The sequence below is a fragment of the Bradyrhizobium sp. 14AA genome (assembly GCF_054185205.1).
In genome coordinates this window covers 25,886-50,248 of record NZ_JAVAYM010000032.1, presented here as the reverse complement: position 1 = coordinate 50,248, position 24,363 = coordinate 25,886, and the positions used below count along the sequence as shown (strand labels likewise).

Below are 24,363 nucleotides of genomic sequence, written 5' to 3'. Positions count from 1 at the left end.
CGTCAGGCTCCGCTGACCTGAACGAGGATGTCCGAGAATGTCGGGGCACGGCCGAGGTCGGCGAAGGCTGGAGGCGTCAGCACGTGGACCGTCGCACCCTTGCGATTGGAGCGCTGCCAGTAGCCTGATGGCGCCACCACGACTCCAGGCATGATGTCGGACGAAACGGTCGCGAAGGCTTCGAACGAGCCCCGATCGTTGAACACGCGAATGGGCGCGCCGGCGACGATCCCGCGCTGCGCGGCATCGTCGGGATTGAGAAGCACCGCCTGCTCTTCGCCGGCCTGCGCGGTTTGCGCAGGAAGATTGCCGTAGTTCGAGTTCAGGAAGGCGTGGCTCTTCGGCGAGATCAGGCTGAGCGGATAGTGCTTTGCGAGCGCGGGCGCGGTGCGCGGGTTCTCGTTCGGCGGGATGTAGTGGGGCAGGGGATCGACGGGGGTGGCGTCCTGGTCGCCATTGTAGCCCTGGCGGAACAGCGGCACCACGAAGTTGCCGCCGGCCGCGATCGTCGACTTGAACTCGCACTTGCCCGACGCGGTCGGGAAATTGCCCTCGCGATGCGGCGCCCAGTCGGCGGGCGCCGGCATGGTGAGGCGCGCATAGCCCTTGGCCTTGACGTCGTCGAGCGTGATGCCAGCGAGCACCGGGCTGCTCCAGTCGAGCGACGCCTCGATCATCTCGTCGTCGGTCCGGAAGAACGCGGGGTCCGTCATGCCCATCGCGCGCGCGAGCCGGCGGAACAGTTCGGTGTTGGACACGGCTTCGCCGAGCGGCTCGATCGCCTGGTTGTTGTAGGAGAGGTAAAGGTGCCCCCAGGAGAACATGATGTCCTTCTGCTCGAGCTGGGTGGTTGCCGGCAAAACGATGTCGGCATATTTGGCGGTGTCGGTCAGGAAGTGCTCGCTGACGACGGTGAAGAGGTCTTCCCGTTCAAGCCCTTTTTCGAGCTTGCCCTGTTCGCTCACCATCGCCATCGGGTTGGCGTTGTAGACGAACAGCGCCTTGATCGGCGGGTCGAAGCCAAGCTCGCCGGTCAGCGCAGCTCCAAGGCGCCAGGAATTGAGCACGCGCATCGTCTCGGGCTGCAGGTCGGGCCGCATCAGCACGTCCCATCTGACCGGGAATGCCCAGATCGGAAGCTGGAGCAGGCCGCCGCCGACATGCTTCCAGGCGCCGATCAGTCCCGGAAGGCAGGCGATCGCGCGCACGGTCTGGCCGCCGCCGGCGTGCCGCTCGACCGCGACGCCGATGCGCACGACGGCGGGCGGCGTGGTGGCAAATTCCCGCGCCAGCTTGACGATGTCGTCGACGGGAATGCCGGTTTCCTGCGAGGCGAATTCGGGGGTGTAGGTCGCGGCCCGCGCGGCCAGCTCCTCATAGCCAACGGTGTATTTGTCGACGTAGTCGCGATCGACCAGGTTCTCCCTAATGATGACGTGGATCATCGCCAGTGCGAGCGCGGCGTCGGTGCCGGGGCGGATCGGGATGTGCCAGTCGGCGAGCCGCGCGGTGCGGGTGCGGACCGGGTCGATCACCACGAGCTTGGCGCCGGCTTTCTTGGCCTGCTCGATGAACGGCCAGTGATGCGAGTTCGTGCTCAGCGTGTTGCAGGCCCACAGGATGATGTATTTCGAATGCACGAAGCTTTCGGGGTCGACGCCCGGCGTGTGCCCGATCGTCATCATGTAGGCCGTGCACGAGGCGGAATCGCAGAACGTGCGCTCCAGCACCGTCGCGCCCAGCTTGTTGAAGAGGGGATCGCCGACGTTCAGCCCGTTGATGATGCCCTGCGTGCCCAGATAGCTGTAGGGCAGGATCGCCTGCGCGCCGTGCTCGGCAATGATTGTTTTCCAGCGCGATGCGATCGTGTCGATGGCTTCGTCCCAGGAGATCCGCTGGAACTGCTTGCTGCCCTTCGGGCCGATCCGCTTCAGCGGATAGAGGACGCGCTTGTCGCTGTAGACGCGCTCCTCGTAGTTGTTGACCTTCACGCAGAGGCGTCCGCGCGTGAACGGATGATCGGGATTGCCGCGGACGGCGATGGCCTTGCCGTCCTCCACCGTGGTCAGGATGGAGCAGGTGTCCGGGCAATCGTGGGGGCACGCGCCTATTACCGTGGTCCGGGCCATGGGGGTTCTCCGCTTCCCGATTCAAGACATCAAAGGATGCGGCGGCCCGGCGCTCCCTGGCTTTTCAAAATGTGCGCTGTTGTTGTCCCGGACTGCTCTCGGTCGGTGGACGGCCGGCCGGATGTCTGGCATGCTAATTGCTGGACCCGGCAATACCTCTTACCCACATCGCGCTATCTGGCGGAGATTTCCGATGGGTATGCTTGGCAACTCTGTCGATAAATATGTTACCGGCAGAATGCTTCAGACGTCCAACGACCGGCGGTGGGGGCATCTCCTGGCCGAGCGATGGAGTCATGAGCCGGGCGATCTGCCGCCGCAATTGCCGCGCGACACCGAAATCGCAATCCTGCTCCGCGGCAATTCGGTCGTCGACCGCGAAGGCGCGGGCATGCGGCAGCGCACCTTCGGCAGGAAGGGTACCGTGTGGCTCTGTCCGGCCGGCATCCGCGAGGATTTCATCCGTGTCGAGAACCAGATGCAGGAATGCCTGCATCTCTTTCTTCCCGGCGAGCCGTTCGACGACACCATGCTCAGGGATCTCGACATCGATCCCTCGGGAATGTCGATCCGTTACGAGAGCATCGACCGGGACATGTTCATCGAGCACGTCGCGGACCGCATTCTCGCGGAGCTCGCGCAGGAGACCTCCACCGGCCGCCTTTTGATCGAAAGCCTGGGGCGCGCTTTGTCGGCCCATCTCGTGCACAGCTATGCGGCCAATTCGGTCCGGTTGAAGCAATCCTATGCCGTCCAGAAACCGCTCGACGCCAAACGGCTGTTGCGCGTGACGGAGTTCATCGACGCATCCGTCGAGCGCGATGTCACGGTGAAGGATCTCGCCTCGGTGGCGTGCATGAGCCCGGCGCATTTCTCCCGCAGCTTCAAGGCGGCGACTGGCGCGGCGCCGCATGAATATGTCAGCCGTCAGCGCCTCGATCTGGCCAAGCGCCTACTGTCCACCAGCGATCGGGCGCTGGTCGACATCGCTTACACCACGGGATTTTCGTCGCAGGCCAATTTCAACCGTGCCTTCCGCAAGGCCGTCGGGACGACGCCGAGCCTGTATCGGGCGAAGAAGGGACGGGATTGAGCGCGCCGGGCTATTGATAGGGCGTGTACTCGTGAATTCGGTCATGTCGGCTTTGCTCCGAGAGCGGCGGCCTTTGTGCACGCGCAGCAAATGACGCGATGAGCCACAGGACATCCTCCTAGCGGGCGCAATGCATCGTTACCGATTCTACTAATTTGAAAGTGAGGAGTTCGCTGCCCGATTATTTCTGAGGGGCCAGGGAGTTATGGCATTCCGCACGATGTATGAACCGTTGACGCCCATCTGCCGGCTTTGACTCAAATCAAATAGCTGCAATCACATATCGAATAATCTTTCTTAGAATTTGTATGCCCAGCGACGTCGGGTGACAGAACTCTTCCGTGCGCTGCTTGATTTGAGGTGCATCACTCCGAAGCACGGCTCTTGAGAAATGTTATTCGAATTTCACTGAGAAAACTCTGAACGGAAGGAAAGTGTTTAGCTCAGGAAAGGTACTATCATGTCTCGTCGAAGCATTTTACTTGCTGCCGTTCTACTCGGTATCGCATCTATTGTGACTTTTTCCTCCGACGCATTTGCGCGTCCCGGCCGTGGATTTGGTGGGGTCGGCGGCCCCGGAGTGGGAGTCGGTCGTCCTGGCGTTGGATTGGGTCGCCCCGGCGTAGGCCACGTCCATTACGTCCATCGCCATCCCGTAGCTCGTGGTGCGGCGGTAGTCGGCGTCGGTGCTGCGGCCGCAGGAGCATATTACGCCAGACCCCAATGCGGATACTACCCTTATCCACCGTGCTACTAGGTTCTTGCCGGCCGGACCGTCAGTCGAGTAGCCGGCGGACCGAACCGTTCGGCACTGCAGCACAAAAAGCAGCGTCAACGATAGGTGGCATCCAATGCGATCCGTGTCACGGTACGTAGCGGAGCAGTTCGGCTTGTCTCGCCAACATGAGCGAGTCGCAATGGCTGATCGCGTCCGCCGTTGCTCGAAATCTGCCCCTCGACCCGGCTTCCGAATTGCCTGCTGTTTGTCGATTGCAGTCTCGCTAGCGGGCTGTAGCGATCGGAGCGACGGATCGTCCAAGGCGCCGACGCTGGTTCGCACTGAAACGGTGCGGCTCCAGGATCGCCAGGGGTCGACCACGCTGACGGGCGATGTTCAGGCCCGAATCCGCGCTGAACTTTCCTTCCGCGTCAGCGGCCGAGTGATCGAGCGGTTGGTGGATGTTGGAGCCCACGTGAACGCCGGCGATGTATTGGCGCGCCTCGATCCGACAGAGCAGCAGGCCGATCTCGATGCCGCGATCGCCAAGGTGAAGGGCGCCGAGACCGAGGTCCGTGTCACGTCCGCCACCTTCACTCGACAAAAAACCCTTATCGCGCAAGGCTTCACCACGCGATCGTCGTATGAGCAGGCGCAGGAGGCGTTGCGCACGGCGGAAGCATCGCTCGATGCCGCCAAGGCCGAGGTTGGCACTGCGAAAGACAATTTGAGCTTTACCGAGCTACGCGCCAAAGCCAATGGCGTGATCACGGCCCGCAATATCGAGGTCGGTCAGGTCGCGCAGTCGGCGCAGTCGGCATTCACGCTGGCGGAGGACGGCGCACGGGACGCCGTGTTCGATGTGTATGAGTCGATTTTCTTCGAGCAGCCGGAGAGTAGCGACATCACTTTGACCCTGGTGTCGGATCCGGCCGTCAAGGCGCAAGGACGTGCCCGCGAAGTCTCCCCGACCATCGATCCGAAAACGGCAACGGTGCGGGTCAAGATTGCGATCGACAATCCGCCCGCAGCGATGACGCTGGGAAGCGCGGTCACCGGGACGGTGCATTGGAAACCAAAGAATCGCATCGTTCTGCCCTGGAGCGCGCTGACCGCCGCCGGCACCGCGCCTGCGGTCTGGGTCGTTGACTCCGCAAGCAACACGGTTTCGCTGAAGCCGGTCGTTGTCGATGACTATGAGAACGGAATCATCGTGATCAAGAGCGGACTGCAGCCTGGTGATCGCGTCGTCACCGATGGCGGCAAATTGCTCAGCCCGGGACAAACCGTCACGTTCGACGGGGAGAGCTCATGATGAAACACGGAATTCGTATCAGTGCGATGCTCGGCATCTGCTTTGCGGCGGCCGGATGCGAGGACCAGGCGGTCGCACCTCAACCGGTGCGGCCGGTATTGTCGACAGTCGTTACGCTGGGCCAAGCCGAAGGTGGCGTCATCGTCGGGACCGTAGAGCCGCAGTTCAAAACTGATCTGAGCTTCCGCGTGCAGGGACGGCTGATTGCGCGCCCGGTCTATATCGGCGACACGATAGAGAAGGGACAGACCGTGGCAGCGATCGACCCGACCTCGCTTGAACTCGCGGTACGCTCCGCGATTGCAGACGTGTCAAGCAGTCAGGCCAAGCTGACCAACGCCAGCGGTTTCGAGGAACGCCAGCGCACGCTGCTCAAGACTGAGGTCATCAGCCAGGCAGATATGGAAAGCGCCGAGCAATCCACCGCCTCCGCGCAGGCGACCTTGGTCCGCGCTCAGGCCGATTTGACCAAGGCGCGCGAGCAGCTCGGCTACGCCCAATTGAAGGCGGAATTCGCCGGCGTCGTCACCGCGGTTGGTGCCGAGGTCGGCCAGGTCGTGTCGTCCGGCCAAACCGTCGTGACGGTCGCGCGCCCCGAGATCCGCGAAGCTGTGATCGATGTCGCCGACGACGTGGCCAGCACGTTGCGGATCGGCCAGCCCTTCACGGTCAGCCTTCAGCTCGACCCCGCGATCCAGGCCGAGGGCCGGATCCGCGAGATCGCACCGCAGGCCGATGCCGTGACGCGCACGCGCCGCGTCCGCATTACGCTCGACAATCCTCCCACGACATTCCGGCTGGGGACGACGGTGATGACGCCCGTCACCAGCAGCCATCCGACGCTCCGATTGCCGGTGTCAGCCATTCTTGTCAAAGACGGCAAAACGCTGGTCTGGCTGGTCGATCCGTCCAAAGGCATGGTGGCATTGCGCGAGGTCACGAGTGCGGCAGACGACGGCAGCGGCGCGCGCATCGTGGCTGGCATCGAGGAAGGTTCGCGCGTGGTGACCGCGGGCGTGCACAGCCTTGTAGACGGCCAGAAGGTCCGCATCGATCAGGAAGCCAAGCCGTGAAGAAGTCGTTCAACCTGTCCGATTGGGCGCTCGAGCATCGTTCGCTGGTCTGGTATTTCATGATCGCGTTCATGGCTGCTGGGCTGTTTTCCTACATGCAATTGGGGCGCGAGGAAGATCCCGCGTTCACCATCAAGACCATGTTGGTTCAGGCACAATGGCCCGGCGCGTCCGCCGAGGAGATGACGCGTCAGGTCACCGAGCGGATCGAGAAGAAGCTCGAGGAGCTGGAATCGCTCGACTATACGAAGAGTCTGACCGTCGCCGGACAAACAACCGTTTACGTCAATCTTCGCAACGACACCAAGGCGCGGGACGTGGTTCCGACCTGGGTGCGTGTGCGCAACATGATCAACGACATCAAAGGCGACTTTCCAGAAGGCGTCATTGGGCCAACGTTCAACGACAGGTTCGGCGACGTCTTCGGCAACATCTACGCGTTCACAAGCGACGGGCTGAGCCAGCGTCAGCTACGCGACCGGGTCGAGTATGTCCGTTCCAAGGTTCTGACCGTGCCGAATGTCGGCCGGGTAGATATCATCGGCGCGCAGGATGAAGTCATCTATCTCGAATTCTCCACCCGCAAGATCGCTGCACTGGGGCTCGATGAACGCGCGATCCTGACCTCGTTGCAAGAGCAAAATGCTATCGCGCCCTCGGGCGTTCTGCAGGCGGGGCCGGAGCGGATCAGCGCGCGCGTCAGTGGACACTTCACGTCCGAGGCCAGCCTGAGGGCGGTCAATCTTCGGGTTAACGACCGGTATTTTCCGCTCACCGATGTAGCCACGATCACGCGCGGCTATGCCGATCCACCATCCAACCTGTTTCGCTTTAACGGAGAACCTGCGATCGGGCTCGCTATCGGCATGAAGGCCGGCGCCAATCTGCTGGAATTCGGCGCCGCGTTGAAAAAGGAAATGACCAGGGTCGTGGCCGACCTGCCGATCGGGGTCGGTGTGCATCTGGTGTCGGATCAACCTGTCATCGTGGATCACGCGGTGTCCGGCTTCACCAAGGCGCTATTCGAAGCCGTCGTTATCGTGCTTGCCATCAGCTTCCTTAGCTTGGGGATGCGGGCTGGTCTGGTGGTTGCGATCTCGATTCCGCTGGTGCTCGCCATTACTTTCCTGGTCATGGCGTCCGCCGGCATCTCGCTGCAGCGCATTTCGCTCGGCGCGCTGATCATCGCGCTCGGCCTGCTGGTGGACGACGCGATGATCGCGGTCGAGATGATGGTGGCGCGTCTGGAGGTCGGAGATACGCTAAAGAAGGCGGCGACCCATGTCTACACCTCGACCGCGTTTCCGATGCTGACCGGAACGCTGGTCACGGTCGCCGGTTTCATTCCGATCGGGCTGAACAACAGCAATGCAGGCGAGTTCACCTTCACGCTGTTCGTCGTCATCGCGGTGTCCCTTGTCGTGTCGTGGATCGTCGCGGTGCTGTTCACGCCGTTGCTGGGCGTCACGATCCTGCCGCATACGATGAAGAGCCACCATGGGCACAAGGGCCGGTTAGAGCTCGGCTTCTCCCGTCTGCTCGGCTTCTGCATGCGCTGGCGCTGGGCGACCATCGCGATCACGCTTGCGGTGTTCGGATTGTCGCTCGCCGGCATGGGCTTCGTGCAGCAGCAGTTTTTTCCGGCGTCCGATCGGGACGAACTGATTGTCGATTTTAGCCTACCGCAGAACAGTTCGATCGCCGAAACCGATGCGCAGATAGCTCGCTTCGAGCAGGAGGCGCTCAAGGGCAATTCGGGAGTCGATCATTGGTCGAGTTATGTGGGGCGAGGCGCGCCGCGCTTCGTGCTGTCCTTCGACGTGCAGCCGGCCGACCTGTCATTTGGTGAGATCGTCATCGTCACCAAGAGCCTGGAGGCGCGGGATCGCGTCAAGGCTGAGCTGCAGACCTATCTGAAGAAGACGTTTCCGGGTACCGACGCCTTCGTGAAGCTGCTCGAGATCGGGCCGCCTGTCGGCCGGCCGGTGCAGTTCCGTATGAGCGGTCCCGACATCGCCGGGGTACGGGAGTATTCCCGACAACTGGCAGGCATCCTGCGCAGCAATCCGCATCTCGGCGACGTGGTGTTCGACTGGGCAGAGCCTGCGCGCGTCGTCAAGGTCGATGTTCTGCAGGACAAGGCGCGGCAGCTCGGCGTCACCTCCGAGGACATCGCGACGGCGCTGAACGGCGTGCTGGACGGCACCACAGTCACCCAGGTGCGGGACGATATCTACCTGATCAAGGTGCTCGGGAGAGCCAAAGCCACCGAACGCCGTTCGATTGAAACGCTGCGGGATCTGCAACTAACCGGCACCAGTGGTCAGGCAGTGCCACTCGCCGCCGTGGCTACGCTGCGCTACGAAATTGAGCAGCCGACGATCTGGCGGCGGTCACGCCTGCCAACCATTACGCTGAAGGCGGGCATTCTGGATTCAGTGCAGGCGGCCACCATCGTCGATCAGCTCAAGCCGCAACTCGCGGCATTCACCGCAAAATTGCCAGCCGGCTATTCGGTGGTAACCGGTGGCAGCGTTGAGGAGAGCGTCAAGAGCCAGGCGCCGATCATCGCCGTGGTGCCGCTGATGCTGTTGATCATGGCGACGATTCTGATGCTGCAGCTGCAGAGCTTCCAGCAGCTGTTCCTGGTGTCTGCAGTTGCGCCGCTGGCCTTGATCGGCGTCGTGGCGGCACTGCTGCCGAGCCGGGCGCCGCTCGGCTTCGTCGCCATTCTCGGCGTGCTGGCGCTGATCGGCATCTTGATCCGCAACTCCGTGATCCTGATCGTGCAGATCGAGCAGTTGCGCGACGAAGGGCGGCACGCATGGGACGCCGTCGTGGAAGCGACCGAGCACCGGATGCGGCCGATCATGCTGACGGCCTTGGCGGCCAGCCTCGCGCTGATCCCGATTGCGAGCGAGATATTCTGGGGGCCGATGGCGTATGCGATGATGGGCGGCATCATCGTCGGAACGGTGCTGACACTTTTGTTCCTGCCGGCGCTGTACGTCGCTTGGTTCCGCATCAATGCGCCCGCCGATCCGCATGCGCAACCGTCCGAAGGCGTGAGGAGCGAAGACTCGCGCTTTACTACGGCTTCCTCTTAAAGATGACGTACACGTGGCCCACCGACAAAAACTCGATCTATGCATTTGAGGATGAGAAAATACGCCGCTTCAGGGAGAGGCTCGCACGGGTGTCAGCGAGATGGGATCGACAAGAATGCCGGGGGAGCATTGCTTCGCTGCCGCATTCAGGTGACAGAAATCGTCATGCAAGGCGCTCTAGCCGCTTCACAAATACGAACCTACAATTCCATTTTCGATTGAAGCGTCATGTTCAGCGCGGAAACGTTGACGCAATCAATAATTCAAGGGCGTCGGTGGGCCCTCGTTCGACGGTGATACGAGCGAACGGCCAACAATCCGCGGTATCTGCGATAATGCACTCGTCTTCACGCGACCCAGTTTAGTCACGCTACCTTCGTCGGCGCAGCGGAGGAGGAGGAGGAGGTACGTCGCGCTGCCAGATCGTGCCGTTATCAAACTGGATGAGCATGCCATCTGGCGAATAGACTGCACTCTGGTTGAATGCGTCGATCCAAATCCGGTTTGCCGGCCAGTACCAATCAGGCCACGCGCGGGATGGCTGTCCTGCCTCCGTCAAGAGATTAAGTTCAGTCCCGTTTTGGGTAATGTGAGCCGGCAGATCTCCCCGACACATCTGAACGCATTTGTAGATGCCGGTGAGATTGATCGATTGGGCCGACGCAGCGGACGGCGCAAGTGCTGATGTCATCACGGCGATAACGAGCGGCAATCGCTTCATACAAATCACTCCTTCGTTCAAATAATCAGGCGCGCCCTAACAAATGCGGCGCGAACAAACCAGGCTGCGCTCTCGAAACGAGAGCCGGATCACTGTGAATTTCGATTCTTGCTTGCGCCCCTCAGGCGCGTCGCGGTTGAGGGCGACTTCACCCATTCCGCCATCTGTATGCAGGTGAGAAGATCAACATAGCTTTGACTTCCGCCCGTCGAGGCTTCACCTTCGCAGCTATCGCGAATAGGGATGGAAGCCGTGCCCCAAACCGTGTTGAGCTGTTTCTGTGCAGCCGACTCATCGCGCATGCAGTCGGCAAAGCTCTGAGGTAGCGCCAGTCCCATTGCCTTGTCGTCGACAGTGGTAGATTTGCAAAGCGCCTCCACCTTCAATTCGGGGACGCGATCGGACACGGGCGTCAGAAGAAACTGACTTCCGAGGAGCGCTGCAGATAACGCCGCTATCTTCATCATAACCTCCTTTACGTCCTTCCAGTTGAACCGCATTTTTGCGCGCCGTCAGAAGGCGCTGCATTAGAACTGACCTGGTTGAGCCGGAGGGCTAGGCCAGTCGGATCGCAGGTTGTTCCTGTTGTTGCGATCAAATAGGTCTTGCCTGCAGACAAGGCCGCTCCTGCAGCTAACGGGCACCGGGACGATCTGGCGAACATCTGCGACCGTCCCGACTTTTGTCCGCGGCGTCTTGGCGACGACGGACGTCGCCAAGACGACATCCATGGCGCAAAGGACGGCAAGCAAGCAGGCCTTCCTCATGGGACCGGTGCTCCTTCGACGGCCAACGCAGCTGATACGACGACTGCGCCAGCCAAACAGGCAGTTGTTCAGTAGCAAGGTGGATACGGATAATATCCGCATCGTACACGTCCAGTACAGGAGGCCATGGTGTTGCAGAACAGGTGTTGACCCAGATCAAGGTGTTGACCCAGATCAAAGAGGAACGCACGATCAGGCACGGCCACGTCTTGTTTGGCTGCAACCCATCCTCGCCGTCTTTCTCGCGCGCGGACAAACGTTGCTATCATTGGCCATGATAGAAGTCGGATCACTGGCGCGCCTCGGAGCGTTGCTAGTCCGGTGCGACAGGCTTGAGGTCACCATGATGCCATCATGCCCCTGTTTTGCCCGACGGGTCAAGATTGATTTCGTAAAATACGAAAATGCTTATGCGGCAGATGCTTGGCTACTGCGCATGGGGTTGTTTCGAGGTTTTTGATTTGGAGGCACCAGCCCAAGCCGATCTCGCGGCAGGGCGGGGTGTCCTCGCTCAGCCCTTCGGCCCGCGCAACTGCGCGGTCAGCCTGTCCATCGCCTCCGCCGCATCGCGCCACTGCGACAGCCAGCTGCGGGGAAAGCGGAAGGTGAGGTCGGCGCCGCCGACGCGGCGCTCGGAGAGGCACATGCCGGGTGTCGCTCCATCGCGCGTGCAGCGCGCGGTCAGCGCCGGGCTTGCGGCGGAATAGAGGTCCTCGCTGCCGTAAGGCGTCTCGCTGCGGAACATCCGCATCGTCAGCCCGTCCTCGGGCCGCGTTGCGGCCTGATCGAGATAGCGCGGATAGATCGTGGTTGTGCGCTGCTCGGGCGAGAGCGCATCGTGATGCGCCGCGATCGACAGGAAGATGCGGTCGATCGATTGCACGGCCGCTTCCACGGTGTCGGCGGTGACGTGCTTGGGCGTGCCGGGCGGCTCCAGCGAGGGATAGAGGAAGTCGAGATCGATGCGCTCCTGCGGCCCGGAGTGGCGCTGGATCTTCATGCGGATCGCCGCCACCGGCAGGTTGAACAGCGTGCCGCCGACGCTCACCGGCAGCTTGTCCGGGGCGTTCGCGCCGCTCGTGCCCCAGGTCGGCCACAACAGATAGGCGACCAGCGTGACCGCGCACGCCGCAGCAATGCCGCCGAGCATGATCGGGACGACATGCGCGCCGGTGCGCGTGCGGGGGGACTGAGGGGAGGTTGTCGAAAACACCGTCATGAGTCGAATGAGCCGAAGTCGGCCGATGGCCGACGAATCAGCGGCGAATATGCCACGCGGCGGCGATTTCGCGGAGCGCTCCCGGCTGCGGGGAGCGGGGGAGGGCCCTGCGTGAGGCGGCCGGGGGCGTTAACCTTCCCTTAAGGATAATGTAGCGTTAACCAGTTCGATTTGTCACAGGAAGGCTCCAGCGTTGCGTAAGGGCGGACTGTTCCGATGACACCTGAAGCTCTCAATACCTTCTTCTCGATCTGCATCGGTTTCGCGCTCGCGGGCGCCCTCGTGAACGGATACCAGGCGGTCGCGCAGCGGCCCGCCGGCTTCGGCCTGTTGCAGGACGGCGTGGCGCCGAAGACCTTCGCGGCGGTGCCGTTCCTGGTGTTCGCGGCGCCCTTCATCATCATGCGCAACACGCTGCGCGGCATCCAGGTGGAAAGCCGCCGCGCGGAATTCGTCATGATGGCGACCCTCATCGCCGGCTTCTGGAGCATGATGAGCGGCACCTTCTTCCTGATGACGCTGCGCGCGGCCGGCGTCCTGGCCTGACGACTTGGCCTGACGCATCAGGCATAGCCCTTTGCCTGAAGGCGCGCGTTTCGCTATGCCAGCGTGAACGTGACAGGAGACCTCCATGGCGATCTACGAGCTCGACGGGCAGACGCCCGATCTTCCCGCCGACGGCGATTATTTCATCGCGGACACCGCCACGGTCATCGGCCGCGTGCGTCTGAAGCCGGGTGCCAGCGTCTGGTTCGGCGCTGTGCTGCGCGGCGACAATGAGTGGATCGAGATCGGCGAGGGCGCCAACGTGCAGGACGGCTCGACCTGCCACACCGATCTCGGCTTTCCCCTGGTCATCGGAAAGAACTGCACCGTCGGCCACAACGTCATCCTGCACGGCTGCACCGTCGAGGAAGGCGCGCTGATCGGCATGGGCTCGATCGTAATGAACGGCGCGAAGATCGGGCGCAACAGCATCGTCGGCGCCGGCTCCGTCATCACCGAGGGCAAGGAGTTCCCCGAACGCTCTCTGATCATCGGCTCACCGGCGCGCGTGATCCGCACGCTCGATGACGCCCAGGTGCAGAAGATGGGGAGCGCGGCCAGGTTCTATGTCGCCAACGGCCCGCGCTTCAAGAAGGGCCTGAAGCGGATCGGCTGACGGACGCGCGGGCGTCGCCCCGGTTCCATGCCGTAACAATACCGGTTGAAACTTTAAGTCTCCGATAGCGCCGCAACGGTATCGTGGGGTTGTTTCAATCAGGGAGAGCGGCGCCATGGACGCTGCGGCAATGGGTTCCGGGCTCGCTGCCGGAACCAATCTATTAAAAAAATTCGGCCGCTTTGCGCGCGGCACCGACACGCTGAGTGTTGCTGAAAAGGTCTACAGCATCGCGGGCTTTCTCGCGATCGTCACCACCTTCCTGCTCGTGATGTCGATCCAGTCGGTGCGGCTGCAGACGACCTATCGCCACATGCACGCTTCTTCCGCGGAGGCCGCCATCAATGTCGGACGCATCAACGCGCTGATCTACGCCGTCGTGATGGAATCGCGCGGCATCTACATGTCCGCCGATCGCAAGGCGATGAAGCAGTTCGCTGACGGGCTCGTGCGCCGCAACCGCGAGCTCGCCGATGCCGTGAAGAGCATGGAGCGGACCGTCAGCGACGACGATGCCGAGCAGTTCGCTGCTTTCCGCCAGCGCATCGCGCAGTTCATCGAATTTCGCCAGGAGCTGGTCCGGCGCGGGGTGGAGATCAGTCCGGCGGCAGCACGGGAATGGGGCGACAACGACGCCAACCGGACGGTGCGCAGCAAGCTCAACAGTGATATCGAGGCGCTCGAACGCATCTACCAGCAGCGCGCCCGCGAGGCGGACGAGCTCGCCAATGAGAACCGCTATGCGGCGGCCTATCTGTTCGCGCTCGGTCTCGCGGCGCTGATCCTCGCGGGACTGAATGTCGTCGTCATGCGCGGCTCGGTGGTCGGCGCTCTCGCCGATATCACGCAGGCGACCGACCGGATCGCGCAGGGCGACGTCAAGAGCGGGGTGCCGCATCTCGGCCGTCACGACGAGATCGGACATCTCGCGCGCGCCGTGCAGAACTTCCGCGACGCCGTGGCGCGCATCTTCGAGCTCGAGGAGCTCGAGCTCGGTACCGCGCAAGCGCGCGACGCCGCGATGACCGAGCGCGACAAGTTCAACGACAAGTACCAGGCCAAGAAGTGGCAGCTCTCGGCCGCGATCAACAGCATGCCGCAGGGCCTGATCATGCTCGACGGCAAGGCGGGCGTGGTTGCGATGAACTCCAACTACCGGCGGATCTACAATCTGCCCGAGACGATCCAGGCCGGATCGACGACGCTCAAGGAGATCCTCCAGCACCGGGTCAGAAGCGGCCTGTTCAGCGGCGACGTCGCGACATATGTCGCAGCGGTTCTCGACCGGATCACCAGGCGCGAGCCGACGGCCTACGAGATCGCCCTGAACGACGGCCGCATCATCAAGATCTATGAACGTCCGATGGACGGCGGCGGCTGGGTCTCCGTACAGGAGGACGTCACCGAACAGCGTCAGCGCGAGCGCATCCTGGAGCGGATGGAGCGCTTCCTCGCCACCATCATCGAGAACGTCGCCGAAGGCATCATCGCCAAGGATGCGCGCAATTTGCGCTACGTCTTCGTCAACAAGGCCGCCGAGAAGATGATCGGCTTGTCGCGGGGCGAGATCATCGGCAAGACGGCGCGGGAATTGTTCTCGGCGGAGGCGGCCGAACTGATCGAGCGGCGCGACCAGCAGCTTCTGGCCCAGAAGCAGCAGCTCGAACCGATCGTCGATACCATCGACAATCCCGCGCGCGGGCGCCGCGTGATCTCCGCGCGCCGTGTCCAGATCGGCGGCGCCGGCGAAGAGTCCCACATGTTCGTCACCATGGTCGAGGACCGGACCGAGAAGATGGTGGCCGCTGCATAGCGTTCGCGTTCTGCAAAAGGATCGCGACCTCTCCTTTCCGGCCCTGGGACGTGCGGCTTTCAAGCTGATGTGACGGGATTTGTTCCGGAACGTGTCCTGGTCGGGACCGTTGACGGATAAAGGAGCATTCCAATGGCGTCACCGCGTGCAAACGCTTCAATGAAGACGATGGTCTTGATCCTCGCCCTTGCGGCGATGCCGGCCGTATCCTTCGCGCAAGCGACGGGCGGCACTGCTGGATCGACAGGTAGTTCGTCGACCGGAGGTGTCTCCAATTCGCCGGCGCCGCCGCCCGGCACCAACAGTCTCGGTACGGCTCAGTCGTCCGGCCCGGGCTCCGGAGTCACCACCGGCACCGGCACCGGTGGGGCCGCTGATGCCGCTGTCAGTGCCGAGAACCGGCTGCTCGACAAGAAGATGAAGAGCATCTGCCGCGGCTGCTGATGCTCGCGCGGAAGTGAGGCAGCGAGGCTGTCAGGAATGCCCCCGTGACGTTAGCCTGATCCCGCTTTGAAGCGTGGAGCGTGTCCACGCGGAGGATCGAGTAAATGTTACGGAAGATGATGATGGCGGCGCTGGCCGTTGCGGCAATCGGGTTGTCGGCGCTCCCAGCGGCACAGGCACGGGGCGGTTTCGGCCACGGTGGCGGATGGGGTCACGGCGGCCATTGGTATGGCGGCGGCTTCTGGCCAGGGGTCGCGATCGGCGCCGGTTTCGCCGGCGCCGGCTATTACGGCGGCTATTACGGCTACGGCTATCCCTACGGAAACCCATATTACTATGGTACCGGCTACGACGATGGGTATGGCGGCTGCTATGTGGTGCGGAAGCGCGTGATGACGCCATCTGGCTGGCGTATCCGCCGCGTGGACGTCTGCGAATAGCCCCGCAACGACTGGCTGACGCAGGAAAAAACAAGGCCGTTGACGCAGTATACCGTCAACGACCTTGCCAGCCCCGGATATTGAAATCGGCTCACGCCATCCGGTAACGGGCAGCATCGCGCGGAATCATACGGGCGAATGTGATCCAGTTCACAAGTGGAAAAAATTAGAGTCGCGGAGGCTGACCTGTTCAGCCGCGCGAGCGCTTCCGCGCGCTGGCCTGGACACGGTGCCGTGCCGGTTTCCTGCGGGTAACCGAGGGTGTCTCGGCCTCGGTGGCCCGGGCGCTGGCAAAAGACTGCCGCAAGCCGTCGATGGACTCATTCAGCGCTGCGACCTGCTCGGACAGGCGCTTGGTGTCGGCCTGCTGCGACGCCATCAGCCGCTTCATCGTCTGCAGCTGATCCTGCACGACCTGGAGCTGGTCGATCGATTCCTGCTGGGTCGCCTCGAGCCCCCTGGTCTTCTCGACGAGCTGCTCGGAGGCCTGTGCGGTCCGCGCCTGCAACTGCCGCGATGCCACCACCCGGTCGGTCTCGGGTGCGGTCCCCGTATAGGCGCGCCAGATCGCGATCGAGGTCACCCCCGCGATCAGCAGGAGGAGGGCCGCGGCGGTCAGCGCAATCGGCTGGGCGCCCAGGCGAAGGAGGGGGTTGGACGGTGTGTCCTCTGCGAGATCGATCATCGCTGACAAAACCCAAAGTGAAACTTGGAGAATGGCGAAGACCGGCAACCTAGAGGCGGCCGGGGACGTCCCGAAAACGTTACGTTTCGGCAAGGAATGGGACCAAAAAGAGGCTGAGGGCAAAAAAACCAGTGATCAGCGGCCCTTGAGGCCTCCGAAGGCCCGGCCAGGGGCCGGGATCAGGGCTGAAACGACGAAAACGGCCCGGAATAGGTCTTCGACCGCGGCGCCGCGTAGGGTCCGAGCCGGGACGTCATCAGTCCCAGCCGCACCACCGATTCCGCCAGCGTCACCGCCGCGGCGACGCCGTCGACCACGGGCAGGCCGTGCGTGGTGGCGAGTTCGGCAGCAAGATCAGCCATGCCGGCACAGCCGAGCACGATGGCTTCGGCCCGGTCGTCGCGGATCGCGGCCGTGATCTCCGCGGAGATTTTTGCAAGCGCCTCACTATTGCGCTCTTCGAGCGCGAGCACCGGCACCTCGGCGGCGCGGACGCGGGCGCAGCGTTCAAAGAGGCCGTACTTCTTCAGATTATGCTCGATCGGCACGATGGAGACACTGAGCGTCGTCACCACGGCAAAGCGCGCCGCGATCAGGCTCGCCATGTGGAAGCCGGCCTCGCCGATGCCGATCACCGGTGCTTTGGCGGCGGCGCGCGCGGCGTCGAGGCCGGTGTCGTCGAAACAGGCGATGATGTGCGCGTCGGCACCGTCGCGGTCGGCTTCCCGGATGCAGCCGAGCATGCCGGGCACCGCAAAAGCCTCGTCGTAAAATCCCTCGATCGAGACCGGGCCCATCGCGGGCTGGCGCGCGTCGATCACGGTGCCGGGCAGGGCGACCGTGCGCGCGGCAGCGGCGATCTTCGCCGTCATCGACGCGGTGGTGTTGGGATTGACGACGTGCAGTCGCATCGCGATCAGACGAGCCCCTTCCTAGACAAGCGCTTTGTTAGACGAGTCCTTGGCCGGCGTCCGAGCCCTTGGCCGCCTGCCGCTTGTTCAGCACGTGGATGGTGCCGAGCGCAAGGGTGATCACCGTGAACGAGACCGCCGAGATCACGGTGCCGAGCGCATAGATGTCGGGATTGGTCACGGTGGTGGTGAGGCCCTGGAGATCGAGCGGCAACGTATTCACCGCGCCGATCGCCTGGCTGGAGCGCGCGAGTTCGTCCCAGGACAGCGTGAAGCCGAACAGGCCGATGCCGATCACCGAGGGCAGGATGATCGGCAGCACGACATGACGGAAGGTCTGCCACGGCGTCGCGCCGAGATCGCGCGCGGCTTCCTCCAGGCGCGGGTCGAAGCGGTTGAAGATCGCGAACATGATGAGAAGGCCGAACGGCAGCGTCCAGGTCAGATGTGCGCCGAGCCCGGAGGTGAGCAGGCCCATCGAGGTCTCGAAATTCTCGTTCCAGTGAGCCTTGATCAGATCGTCGACGATGCGGAATTCCAGCGAGATGCCTAGCGAGGTGATGATCGAGGGCACGATCAGGCTCGCGATCGCCGAGTAGAACAGGATGCTTTGCGCCCTGAACTTCCTCCGGAACGCCATGCCGGCGGCGACCGACAGCACGACGGTGACGATCATCACGATGATGCCGAGCAGCAGCGAGCGGCGGAAGGCCGCGCCGAGATCGACGATGCCGGTGCCTTGGAACAGTTTTGCGATCCAGAAGGTCGACACGCCGTTCATCGGGAAGGTGAGGCCGCCCTGCGGTCCCTGGAACGACAGGACGTAGATCGCGATCATCGGGCCGTAGAGGAACAGCACATAGGCCGCGAAGAAGACCGCGAGCACGTAGAAAGAGCGCGGGCGTCCCTCCTTCATTGCTCAGAGCTCCTTCTTGATGTCGACGATGCGCGACATCATGGTGATGATCAGGAAGGTGATGGCGAGCAGGATCACGGCGTTCGCGGCGGCGGCCGGGAATTGCAGCGCATTGACCCGCGTCTCGATGATCTTGCCGGCGGCCGCGATCTGCTGGCCGCCCATCACGCCGATGGTGATGAAGTCGCCCATCACGATGGTGATGACGAAGATCGAGCCGATCACGATGCCGGGCTTGGCGAGCGGAATGACGACGTTGACCAGCGTCTGGAAGCCGGTTGCGCCGGCGTCATAGGCGGCCTCGATCAGCGACTTGTCGATGCGGATCATCGAATTGAAGATCGGCACCACCATGAAGAAGGTGAAGAGGTGCACCAGCGCCAGCACGACGGAGAATTCGGAGAACAGCAGCCATTCCAGCGGGTGGTTGATCAGACCTGTTTTCACGAGGCCGGAATTGACGAGGCCGTTGCGGCCCAGCAGCGGAATCCAGGCGATCATGCGGATGACGTTGGAGGTCCAGAACGGGATCGTGCAGAGCAGCGACAATCCCATCTGCCAGGTCTTCGACTTCACATGGAAGGCGAGGAAGTAGGCGACCCAGAAGCCGATGAACAGCGTGATCGCCCAGACCATGAAGCACAGCTTCAGCGTCATCACATAGGTTCGCCCGATCGTGCAGAGATCGGGGAGCTGCGCGATGCAGCCTTCGAACGTGTCGGTGTAGCCGCGGCCCGAAAAGGCCGGCAGCAACTGGTATTCGTTGTAGTCCCAGAACGAGACGATGACGACGAACACCAGTGGAATGAGAAAGAAGGCGAGAAACACCAGCATCATCGGCCCGGCCTGGAGCCAGGAGATGAACGACGGCGACAGGCGCGCCGCTTTCGCGGCGCGCGTATCGGATCCCCGGACGAGGTCCGGGGATGGCTGTTGCAGGATGTCTCCCGAAGTGTCCATCACATCAGGCCGCGATGAACTCGTTCCACTTGCGGACCATGTAGTCGTTCTCGTCCATCACGGCGTTCCAGCAGGCGACGCCGCCCATGCGGTCCTCGTAGGAGCCGCCGTCGCGCACCGCGCCGGCCTTCTCGAGCAGCGAGCCGTCGGGTGCCTTGATGTCCTTCTCGGCCGCCTTGCCTTCCATCCAGTACGCCCACTCGTAAGGCTCCATGTGGGCCTTCGCGGTGGAGAGCACGGCGGAGTAGTAGCCCTGGCGGTTGAGATAGGCTCCGGCATAGCCGGACAGGAACCAGTTGACGAACTCATAGGCCCATTCGAGCTTCGCGCCCGAGACGCCCTTGGAAACGCAGAAGCCCGAGGCCCAGGAGCGATAGCCTTCCTTGAGCGGCTGGAAGGTGCAGGGGATGCCCATCGATCGCACCTTCGTCACCGCCGGCGACCACATCGACTGAATGACCGTCTCACCGGACGCCATCAGGTTGACGCTCTCGTTGAAATCCTTCCAGAAGGCGCGGAACTGGCCGGCCTTCTTGGCCTCGGTCATCACCTTCATGGTGAGATCGATCTCTTCCTTGGTCATGTTGCCCTTGTCGGCATATTTGTACTTGCCGGTGGCTTCCACGACCATCGCGGCGTCCATGATGCCGATCGAGGGGATGTTGAGGATCGAGGCCTTGCCCTTGAATTCGGGGTTGAGCAGCTCCGACCACGAGCTGATCGGCCGCTTGATCAGGTCGGGACGGATGCCGAGCGTGTCGGCGTTGTAGACGGTCGGGATCAGCGTGACGAATTCGGTCGCTGACGTCGCGAACTTCTTGGAGTCCTTGCCTTCGAGATAGAGCACCTTCCAGGGCGCGGTTCCCTGGTTGCCGATCTTCTTGCCGGCGGGCGTCTGGCCCTTGGTGAAGACCGGCGTGATGTTGTCGAATTCCTTGATCTTCCTGGCATCGAGGGCAAGGATGTTGCCCGACGGCACCAGCTTCTTCAGCGAGAAATATTCGGTGTCCAGCACGTCGAAGGAGTTCGGCTGGGTCATCACGCGCTTGGTGACGTCGTCGGTGGTCGCGGTGATGTATTCGATCTTGATGCCGGTGTCCTTGAGGCACTGCTTGGAGATGTCGTCGCCCTCGTTCACGGCGGTGCCGAGATAGCGCAGCACCTTCGCGTCGGCCGACTTCACATAGGGAAAGCCGGTGATGGCGCCGGAGCCGGCGGCAAGGCCGGCAAGACCCGCGGTGCCCTTGAGCAGCGTGCGGCGGCTGACGCCCTTTGTCCCAGTGGTCTCGGTCATATCAGTCACTCCTCTGTTGCGCATTCCAGTGATCGATCGGCGCTATTGCAGGCGTTGCGCCTTGGCGGGATCCCAGGTGGCCAGCACGCGATCACCCGGACGGAACGGGTGGACGTCGAAGGCGGCTTCGGGAAGGTGGGAGAACAGGGCGGTGCCGTCGTCGAGGGTGAGCGAGACGGCGATGTAAGAGCCCTGGTACTCGGTCTGGGTCAGCAGCGCCGGCGCGCCGAAGGCGCCGTCAGTGAACGGCACGATGCCGAGTTGATCGGCGCGCACGGCGATGAGCTTGCCGGCGTCGCTGAGGACGTTGTGGCCGCCGATGAAGCGCGCCACGAATTCGGTGCGGGGATGGTGGAAGATGTCGCGCGCCGAGCCCTGCTGCTCGATCTTGCCGTGGTTCATCACCACGATGTGGTCGGCGAGCGCCATCGCCTCTTCCTGGCCGTGGGTGACCTGGATGAAGCTGATGCCGAGCTCGCGCTGCAGCCGTTTCAGCTCACCGCGCATCTTGACCCGCAGGAACGGATCGAGCGCCGACAGCGGCTCGTCGAGCAGCAGGATCTGCGGTTCGGTGATCAGCGCGCGGGCGAGCGCCACGCGCTGCTGTTGGCCGCCCGAAAGCTGTGCCGGGAGCCGGCCTGCATAGGGGCTCATGGCGACGAGCTCGAGCAGCTCGCCGGCGCGCTTGTGCCGCGTCGGCTTGTCGATGCCGCGCATCTTGAGTGCAAAAGCGACATTGTCGATCACGCTGAGATGCGGAAACAGCGCGTAGGACTGGAACATCATCGCGGTGCCGCGTTCGGCCGGCGGAAGATCGGTGACGTTCTGCGCGCCGAGGATGATGTCGCCCGCGCTGACCGCCTCGTGGCCCGCGACCATGCGCAGGGTCGAGGTCTTGCCGCAGCCGGAGGGGCCGAGCAGGCAGCAATAGGTGCCGGCCGGGATCTTCAGATTGACGGTGTCGACCGCCAGTGTCGTGTCATAGCGCTTGGTGACGGCAACCAGTTCGAGAGCGGCGGGAGTGGCCATGGCGTGTCCGAGGAGGGGCGATGCTCCGGCTTTCTCCGCAAGGTCCGTGCCAACCGCCCGGAGACTGCCGGATTCCAAAACTGTGCAGTGGAGTCAGGTCGTTAGATCGAATCCGGCGTAGCGGCGCGGCTTGCCGAGTGGGCAACAATATGCACACAAAATGGGCGATGATTGTATAAAGTTTCGCCTGTGATTGGATACAGCTCGTCGACTAACATTCGAGGCCGAACGTCGCCGATCGAGCCCTCACACCCGAATCCTCGAAACTAATGGCCGCCAAGACCCGCCCGAAATCCGATGCGCCAGACGCGAGCGATCGCGTTAGCCGAATTCGGGAGGGCGTGACCGCGGCGATCCTCGAGCATCGCCTGCTGCCGGGCACCAAGCTCGGCGAGGACGAGATCGGCGAGATCTATGGCGCGAGCCGCACGCTGGTCCGCACCGCGCTGCAGCAACTCGCGCATGAGGGCATCGTCAGCATCGAGAAGAACCGCGGCGCCTTCGTCGCGCGGCCCACGCCTGCGGATGCCCGCGAAGTGTTCGAGGCGCGCCGCCTGATCGAGCCCACCATCGTCGATCACGCCGTCGAGTCGGTATCACCGGACTGGCTCGATCGCCTCCAGCAGCATCTCACCGAGGAACGCGAGGCCGAGCTGCGCGGCGACGCCCGCGCCTCGGTCCGGCTCTCCGGCGAGTTCCACCGGCTCATTGCCGAGATGAGCGGCCACAGCATCTATCTCGGCTTCCTCAAGGAGCTGATCGCGCGCTCCTCGCTCATCATCCTGCTCTATCGCCGCCACGACACGCCGGCCTGCGGCACCGATCACCACGCCGGCATCGTCGCTGCGATCCGCAAGCGCGACAAGCAGGCCGCGCGCGCGCAGATGCTGTCGCATCTGAACGAGATCGAGGCCGAGCTGTTCTTGAAAGATCCCGCCGCCGACGAGCTGCGGCTTGCGGATGTGCTCGGCGCCTGAGCGAGGCATGTCCGCCGGCCTGATGTCGCAGACGGCGATATCTCTTTGATTCAATTGCGGTCGACCGCGGCGACCTCTCATCAAAGCAGATGGCAGGACTGCATATTGCCGTCGTGGCGGTAGGTTGACGGAGACCAGACGTCGGCGTCAACTGGCGAGACGTTGCGTGCCTGCCATCACCCCTCGCTTAGCCCTGCACCTCAGCGGAGGCCGGACATGTCGGGTTTGAGGATGCCGGCCAGAGTGACCGGAATCGCCACACTGCTTGCGGCCGTTGCAATGATCCTCGGCAGCTCGTGCTCCGCACAAGCCCAACAGGATTCCGCCGTCCTGTTTCGTAACGTCCGGATATTCGACGGCAAGAACGCTGCGCTCTCGGCCGCGTCCAACGTCCTCGTCAGGGACCGGAAGATCGAGAAGATTTCGACCGCCGACATCGCGGCCACCGGCCAGGTGGTCGATGGCGGCGGACGTGTGCTGATGCCGGGACTGATCGACGCGCATTGGCACGCGATGCTGGTGCGCCCGACGCCGATGGCCGCGCTCGGCGATGTCGGCTACAACAATTTGCTTGCCGCCAGCGAGGCGACGGCAACGCTGATGCGCGGCTTCACCACCGTGCGCGACATGGGCGGGCCGAGCTTCGGCCTCAAGCGGGCGATCGACGAGGACCTCGTCGCCGGTCCACGCATCTATCCATCCGGTGCCATCATCACCGTCACCAGCGGTCATGGCGACTTCCGCCAGCTTTCCGATCTACCGCGAACGATCGGCGGCATGCTGAGCCGCATGGAGCAAATCGGCGGCAGCATGGTCGCCGACAGTCCGGATGAGGTGCGGGTGCGGGCGCGCGAGCAACTCATGCAGGGCGCCTCGCAGGTCAAGCTCACGGCGGGCGGCGGCGTGGCATCGCCCTTTAGTCCGCTCGACGTCTCCACCTTCACCGAGCCCGAGCTGCGCGCCGCGGTCGAAGCCGCCGACAATTGGGGCACCTATGTTGTTACGCACGCCTATACGTCGGTCGCAGTCCAGCGCTCGATCGCAGCCGGCGTCAGATGCATCGAGCACGGTCACCTCATGGACGAGGCGAGCGCCAAGCTAATTGCGGAGAAGGGGATCTGGCTGAGCACGCAACCGTTCCTGGACATTGGCGGTGCTGCCGCGCTGGGCCCAGCGGAGCAGGACAAGATGCGGCAGGTGGTTGCCGGCACCGATCGCGTCTATGCGCTGGCGAAGAAGTACCGCATCAAGACCGCGTTCGGCACCGACGTGCTGTTCTCGAAGGCGCTGGCGGACAAGCAAGGATCGATGCTGGCCGCGCTGACGCGCTGGTACACGCCGGCCGAAGCGCTGGCCATGGCAACGTCGGCGAACGCGGAGTTGCTGAGCCTGTCGGGCCTGCGCAATCCCTATCCCGGCAAGCTCGGCGTGGTGGAGGAGGGCGCGCTGGCCGATCTCCTGCTCGTCGATGGCAATCCGCTCGACAACATCGCCCTCGTCGAAGATCCCGCGAAGAACTTTGTGGTGATCATGAAGAGCGGCAGGATTTACAAGAACAGTCTCGCGCGCTGACGCTTGCGGCGCAGCGGG

The 24,363-nt window shown here is 63.1% G+C and carries 21 protein-coding genes; 11 read left to right on the top strand and 10 right to left on the bottom strand.

Features of this window, described 5'->3' with window-relative positions; translation table 11 throughout:
• Positions 1-2 precede the first annotated feature (2 nt).
• On the bottom strand, positions 3-2,129 hold the full coding sequence (locus tag RAD15_RS38310; RefSeq protein WP_458183890.1) for a molybdopterin-containing oxidoreductase family protein: 2,127 nt from the start codon (positions 2,127-2,129) through the stop codon (positions 3-5).
• Between the two features lie 193 nt (positions 2,130-2,322).
• Between RAD15_RS38310 and RAD15_RS38305 the strand changes: the two genes are divergently transcribed.
• The 4 genes from RAD15_RS38305 (at position 2,323) to RAD15_RS38290 (ending at position 9,435) form a co-directional block, all read left to right on the top strand.
• Entirely contained in the window at positions 2,323-3,222 is a 900-nt protein-coding gene (locus RAD15_RS38305; protein WP_458183889.1) for a helix-turn-helix domain-containing protein, read from the top strand.
• Between the two features lie 851 nt (positions 3,223-4,073).
• The gene (locus RAD15_RS38300) at positions 4,074-5,255 is read left to right on the top strand and encodes an efflux RND transporter periplasmic adaptor subunit (RefSeq protein ID WP_458183888.1); all 1,182 of its coding nucleotides are present in this window, start codon (positions 4,074-4,076) and stop codon (positions 5,253-5,255) included.
• Complete coding sequence (locus RAD15_RS38295) at positions 5,255-6,328, top strand: efflux RND transporter periplasmic adaptor subunit (protein ID WP_458183912.1); 1,074 nt, start codon at positions 5,255-5,257, stop codon at positions 6,326-6,328. Before RAD15_RS38300 ends, RAD15_RS38295 begins: the two co-directional genes overlap by 1 nt.
• On the top strand, positions 6,325-9,435 hold the full coding sequence (locus tag RAD15_RS38290) for an efflux RND transporter permease subunit (RefSeq protein WP_458183887.1): 3,111 nt from the start codon (positions 6,325-6,327) through the stop codon (positions 9,433-9,435). Before RAD15_RS38295 ends, RAD15_RS38290 begins: the two co-directional genes overlap by 4 nt.
• 370 nt (positions 9,436-9,805) lie before the next feature.
• Here the strand turns inward: RAD15_RS38290 and RAD15_RS38285 are convergent, their stop codons facing one another.
• The 3 genes from RAD15_RS38285 to RAD15_RS38275 form a co-directional block, all read right to left on the bottom strand.
• Positions 9,806-10,156: a hypothetical protein gene (locus RAD15_RS38285; RefSeq protein WP_458183886.1), complete on the bottom strand. Its 351-nt coding sequence runs from the start codon at positions 10,154-10,156 to the stop codon at positions 9,806-9,808.
• An 89-nt stretch (positions 10,157-10,245) separates the two neighbouring features.
• Positions 10,246-10,620, bottom strand: a complete 375-nt coding sequence (locus RAD15_RS38280; RefSeq protein ID WP_458183885.1) for a hypothetical protein — start codon at positions 10,618-10,620, stop codon at positions 10,246-10,248.
• A gap of 814 nt (positions 10,621-11,434) precedes the next feature.
• Positions 11,435-12,142 (bottom strand): hypothetical protein, encoded by a 708-nt coding sequence (locus tag RAD15_RS38275; RefSeq protein ID WP_458183884.1) that lies wholly within the window; start codon positions 12,140-12,142, stop codon positions 11,435-11,437.
• A 216-nt stretch (positions 12,143-12,358) separates the two neighbouring features.
• Here RAD15_RS38275 and RAD15_RS38270 point away from each other — a divergent pair, with 216 nt between their 5' ends.
• The 5 genes from RAD15_RS38270 to RAD15_RS38250 all read left to right on the top strand — a co-directional run bounded on the left by RAD15_RS38270 (position 12,359) and on the right by RAD15_RS38250 (position 16,001).
• Positions 12,359-12,688, top strand: a complete 330-nt coding sequence (locus RAD15_RS38270) for a DUF6949 family protein (RefSeq protein ID WP_458183883.1) — start codon at positions 12,359-12,361, stop codon at positions 12,686-12,688.
• 85 nt (positions 12,689-12,773) lie between these two features.
• A complete protein-coding gene (locus RAD15_RS38265) occupies positions 12,774-13,304 on the top strand; it encodes a gamma carbonic anhydrase family protein (protein ID WP_458183882.1) in 531 nt (176 codons plus the stop codon).
• 115 nt (positions 13,305-13,419) lie between these two features.
• Positions 13,420-15,117, top strand: a complete 1,698-nt coding sequence (locus tag RAD15_RS38260; protein ID WP_458183881.1) for a PAS-domain containing protein — start codon at positions 13,420-13,422, stop codon at positions 15,115-15,117.
• 132 nt (positions 15,118-15,249) lie between these two features.
• A complete protein-coding gene (locus RAD15_RS38255; RefSeq protein ID WP_458183880.1) occupies positions 15,250-15,561 on the top strand; it encodes a hypothetical protein in 312 nt (103 codons plus the stop codon).
• A gap of 104 nt (positions 15,562-15,665) precedes the next feature.
• The gene (locus RAD15_RS38250; protein WP_458183879.1) at positions 15,666-16,001 is read left to right on the top strand and encodes a hypothetical protein; all 336 of its coding nucleotides are present in this window, start codon (positions 15,666-15,668) and stop codon (positions 15,999-16,001) included.
• A gap of 190 nt (positions 16,002-16,191) precedes the next feature.
• Here RAD15_RS38250 and RAD15_RS38245 read toward each other — a convergent pair whose 3' ends face one another.
• From RAD15_RS38245 to RAD15_RS38220, 6 genes are all read right to left on the bottom strand, one after another.
• Positions 16,192-16,686, bottom strand: coding sequence for a hypothetical protein (locus tag RAD15_RS38245; RefSeq protein WP_458183878.1), 495 nt, complete (start codon positions 16,684-16,686; stop codon positions 16,192-16,194).
• A 179-nt stretch (positions 16,687-16,865) separates the two neighbouring features.
• On the bottom strand, positions 16,866-17,597 hold the full coding sequence (locus tag RAD15_RS38240; RefSeq protein WP_458183877.1) for an aspartate/glutamate racemase family protein: 732 nt from the start codon (positions 17,595-17,597) through the stop codon (positions 16,866-16,868).
• A gap of 37 nt (positions 17,598-17,634) precedes the next feature.
• Positions 17,635-18,513, bottom strand: coding sequence for an ABC transporter permease (locus tag RAD15_RS38235; protein ID WP_458183876.1), 879 nt, complete (start codon positions 18,511-18,513; stop codon positions 17,635-17,637).
• Positions 18,514-18,516: 3 nt separating this feature from the next.
• Complete coding sequence (locus RAD15_RS38230; protein ID WP_458183875.1) at positions 18,517-19,473, bottom strand: ABC transporter permease; 957 nt, start codon at positions 19,471-19,473, stop codon at positions 18,517-18,519.
• A gap of 4 nt (positions 19,474-19,477) precedes the next feature.
• Positions 19,478-20,767: an ABC transporter substrate-binding protein gene (locus RAD15_RS38225; RefSeq protein WP_458183874.1), complete on the bottom strand. Its 1,290-nt coding sequence runs from the start codon at positions 20,765-20,767 to the stop codon at positions 19,478-19,480.
• 42 nt (positions 20,768-20,809) lie between these two features.
• Positions 20,810-21,796, bottom strand: a complete 987-nt coding sequence (locus RAD15_RS38220; RefSeq protein ID WP_458183873.1) for an ABC transporter ATP-binding protein — start codon at positions 21,794-21,796, stop codon at positions 20,810-20,812.
• A 269-nt stretch (positions 21,797-22,065) separates the two neighbouring features.
• Here RAD15_RS38220 and RAD15_RS38215 point away from each other — a divergent pair, with 269 nt between their 5' ends.
• Together RAD15_RS38215 and RAD15_RS38210 are read left to right on the top strand one after the other, a co-directional pair.
• Positions 22,066-22,773 carry a GntR family transcriptional regulator gene (locus RAD15_RS38215; protein ID WP_458183872.1) on the top strand — a complete coding sequence of 236 codons (708 nt, stop codon included), beginning with the start codon at positions 22,066-22,068 and terminating at the stop codon, positions 22,771-22,773.
• Positions 22,774-22,989: 216 nt separating this feature from the next.
• Positions 22,990-24,345, top strand: a complete 1,356-nt coding sequence (locus RAD15_RS38210; RefSeq protein WP_458183871.1) for an amidohydrolase family protein — start codon at positions 22,990-22,992, stop codon at positions 24,343-24,345.
• Positions 24,346-24,363: the final 18 nt, after the last annotated feature.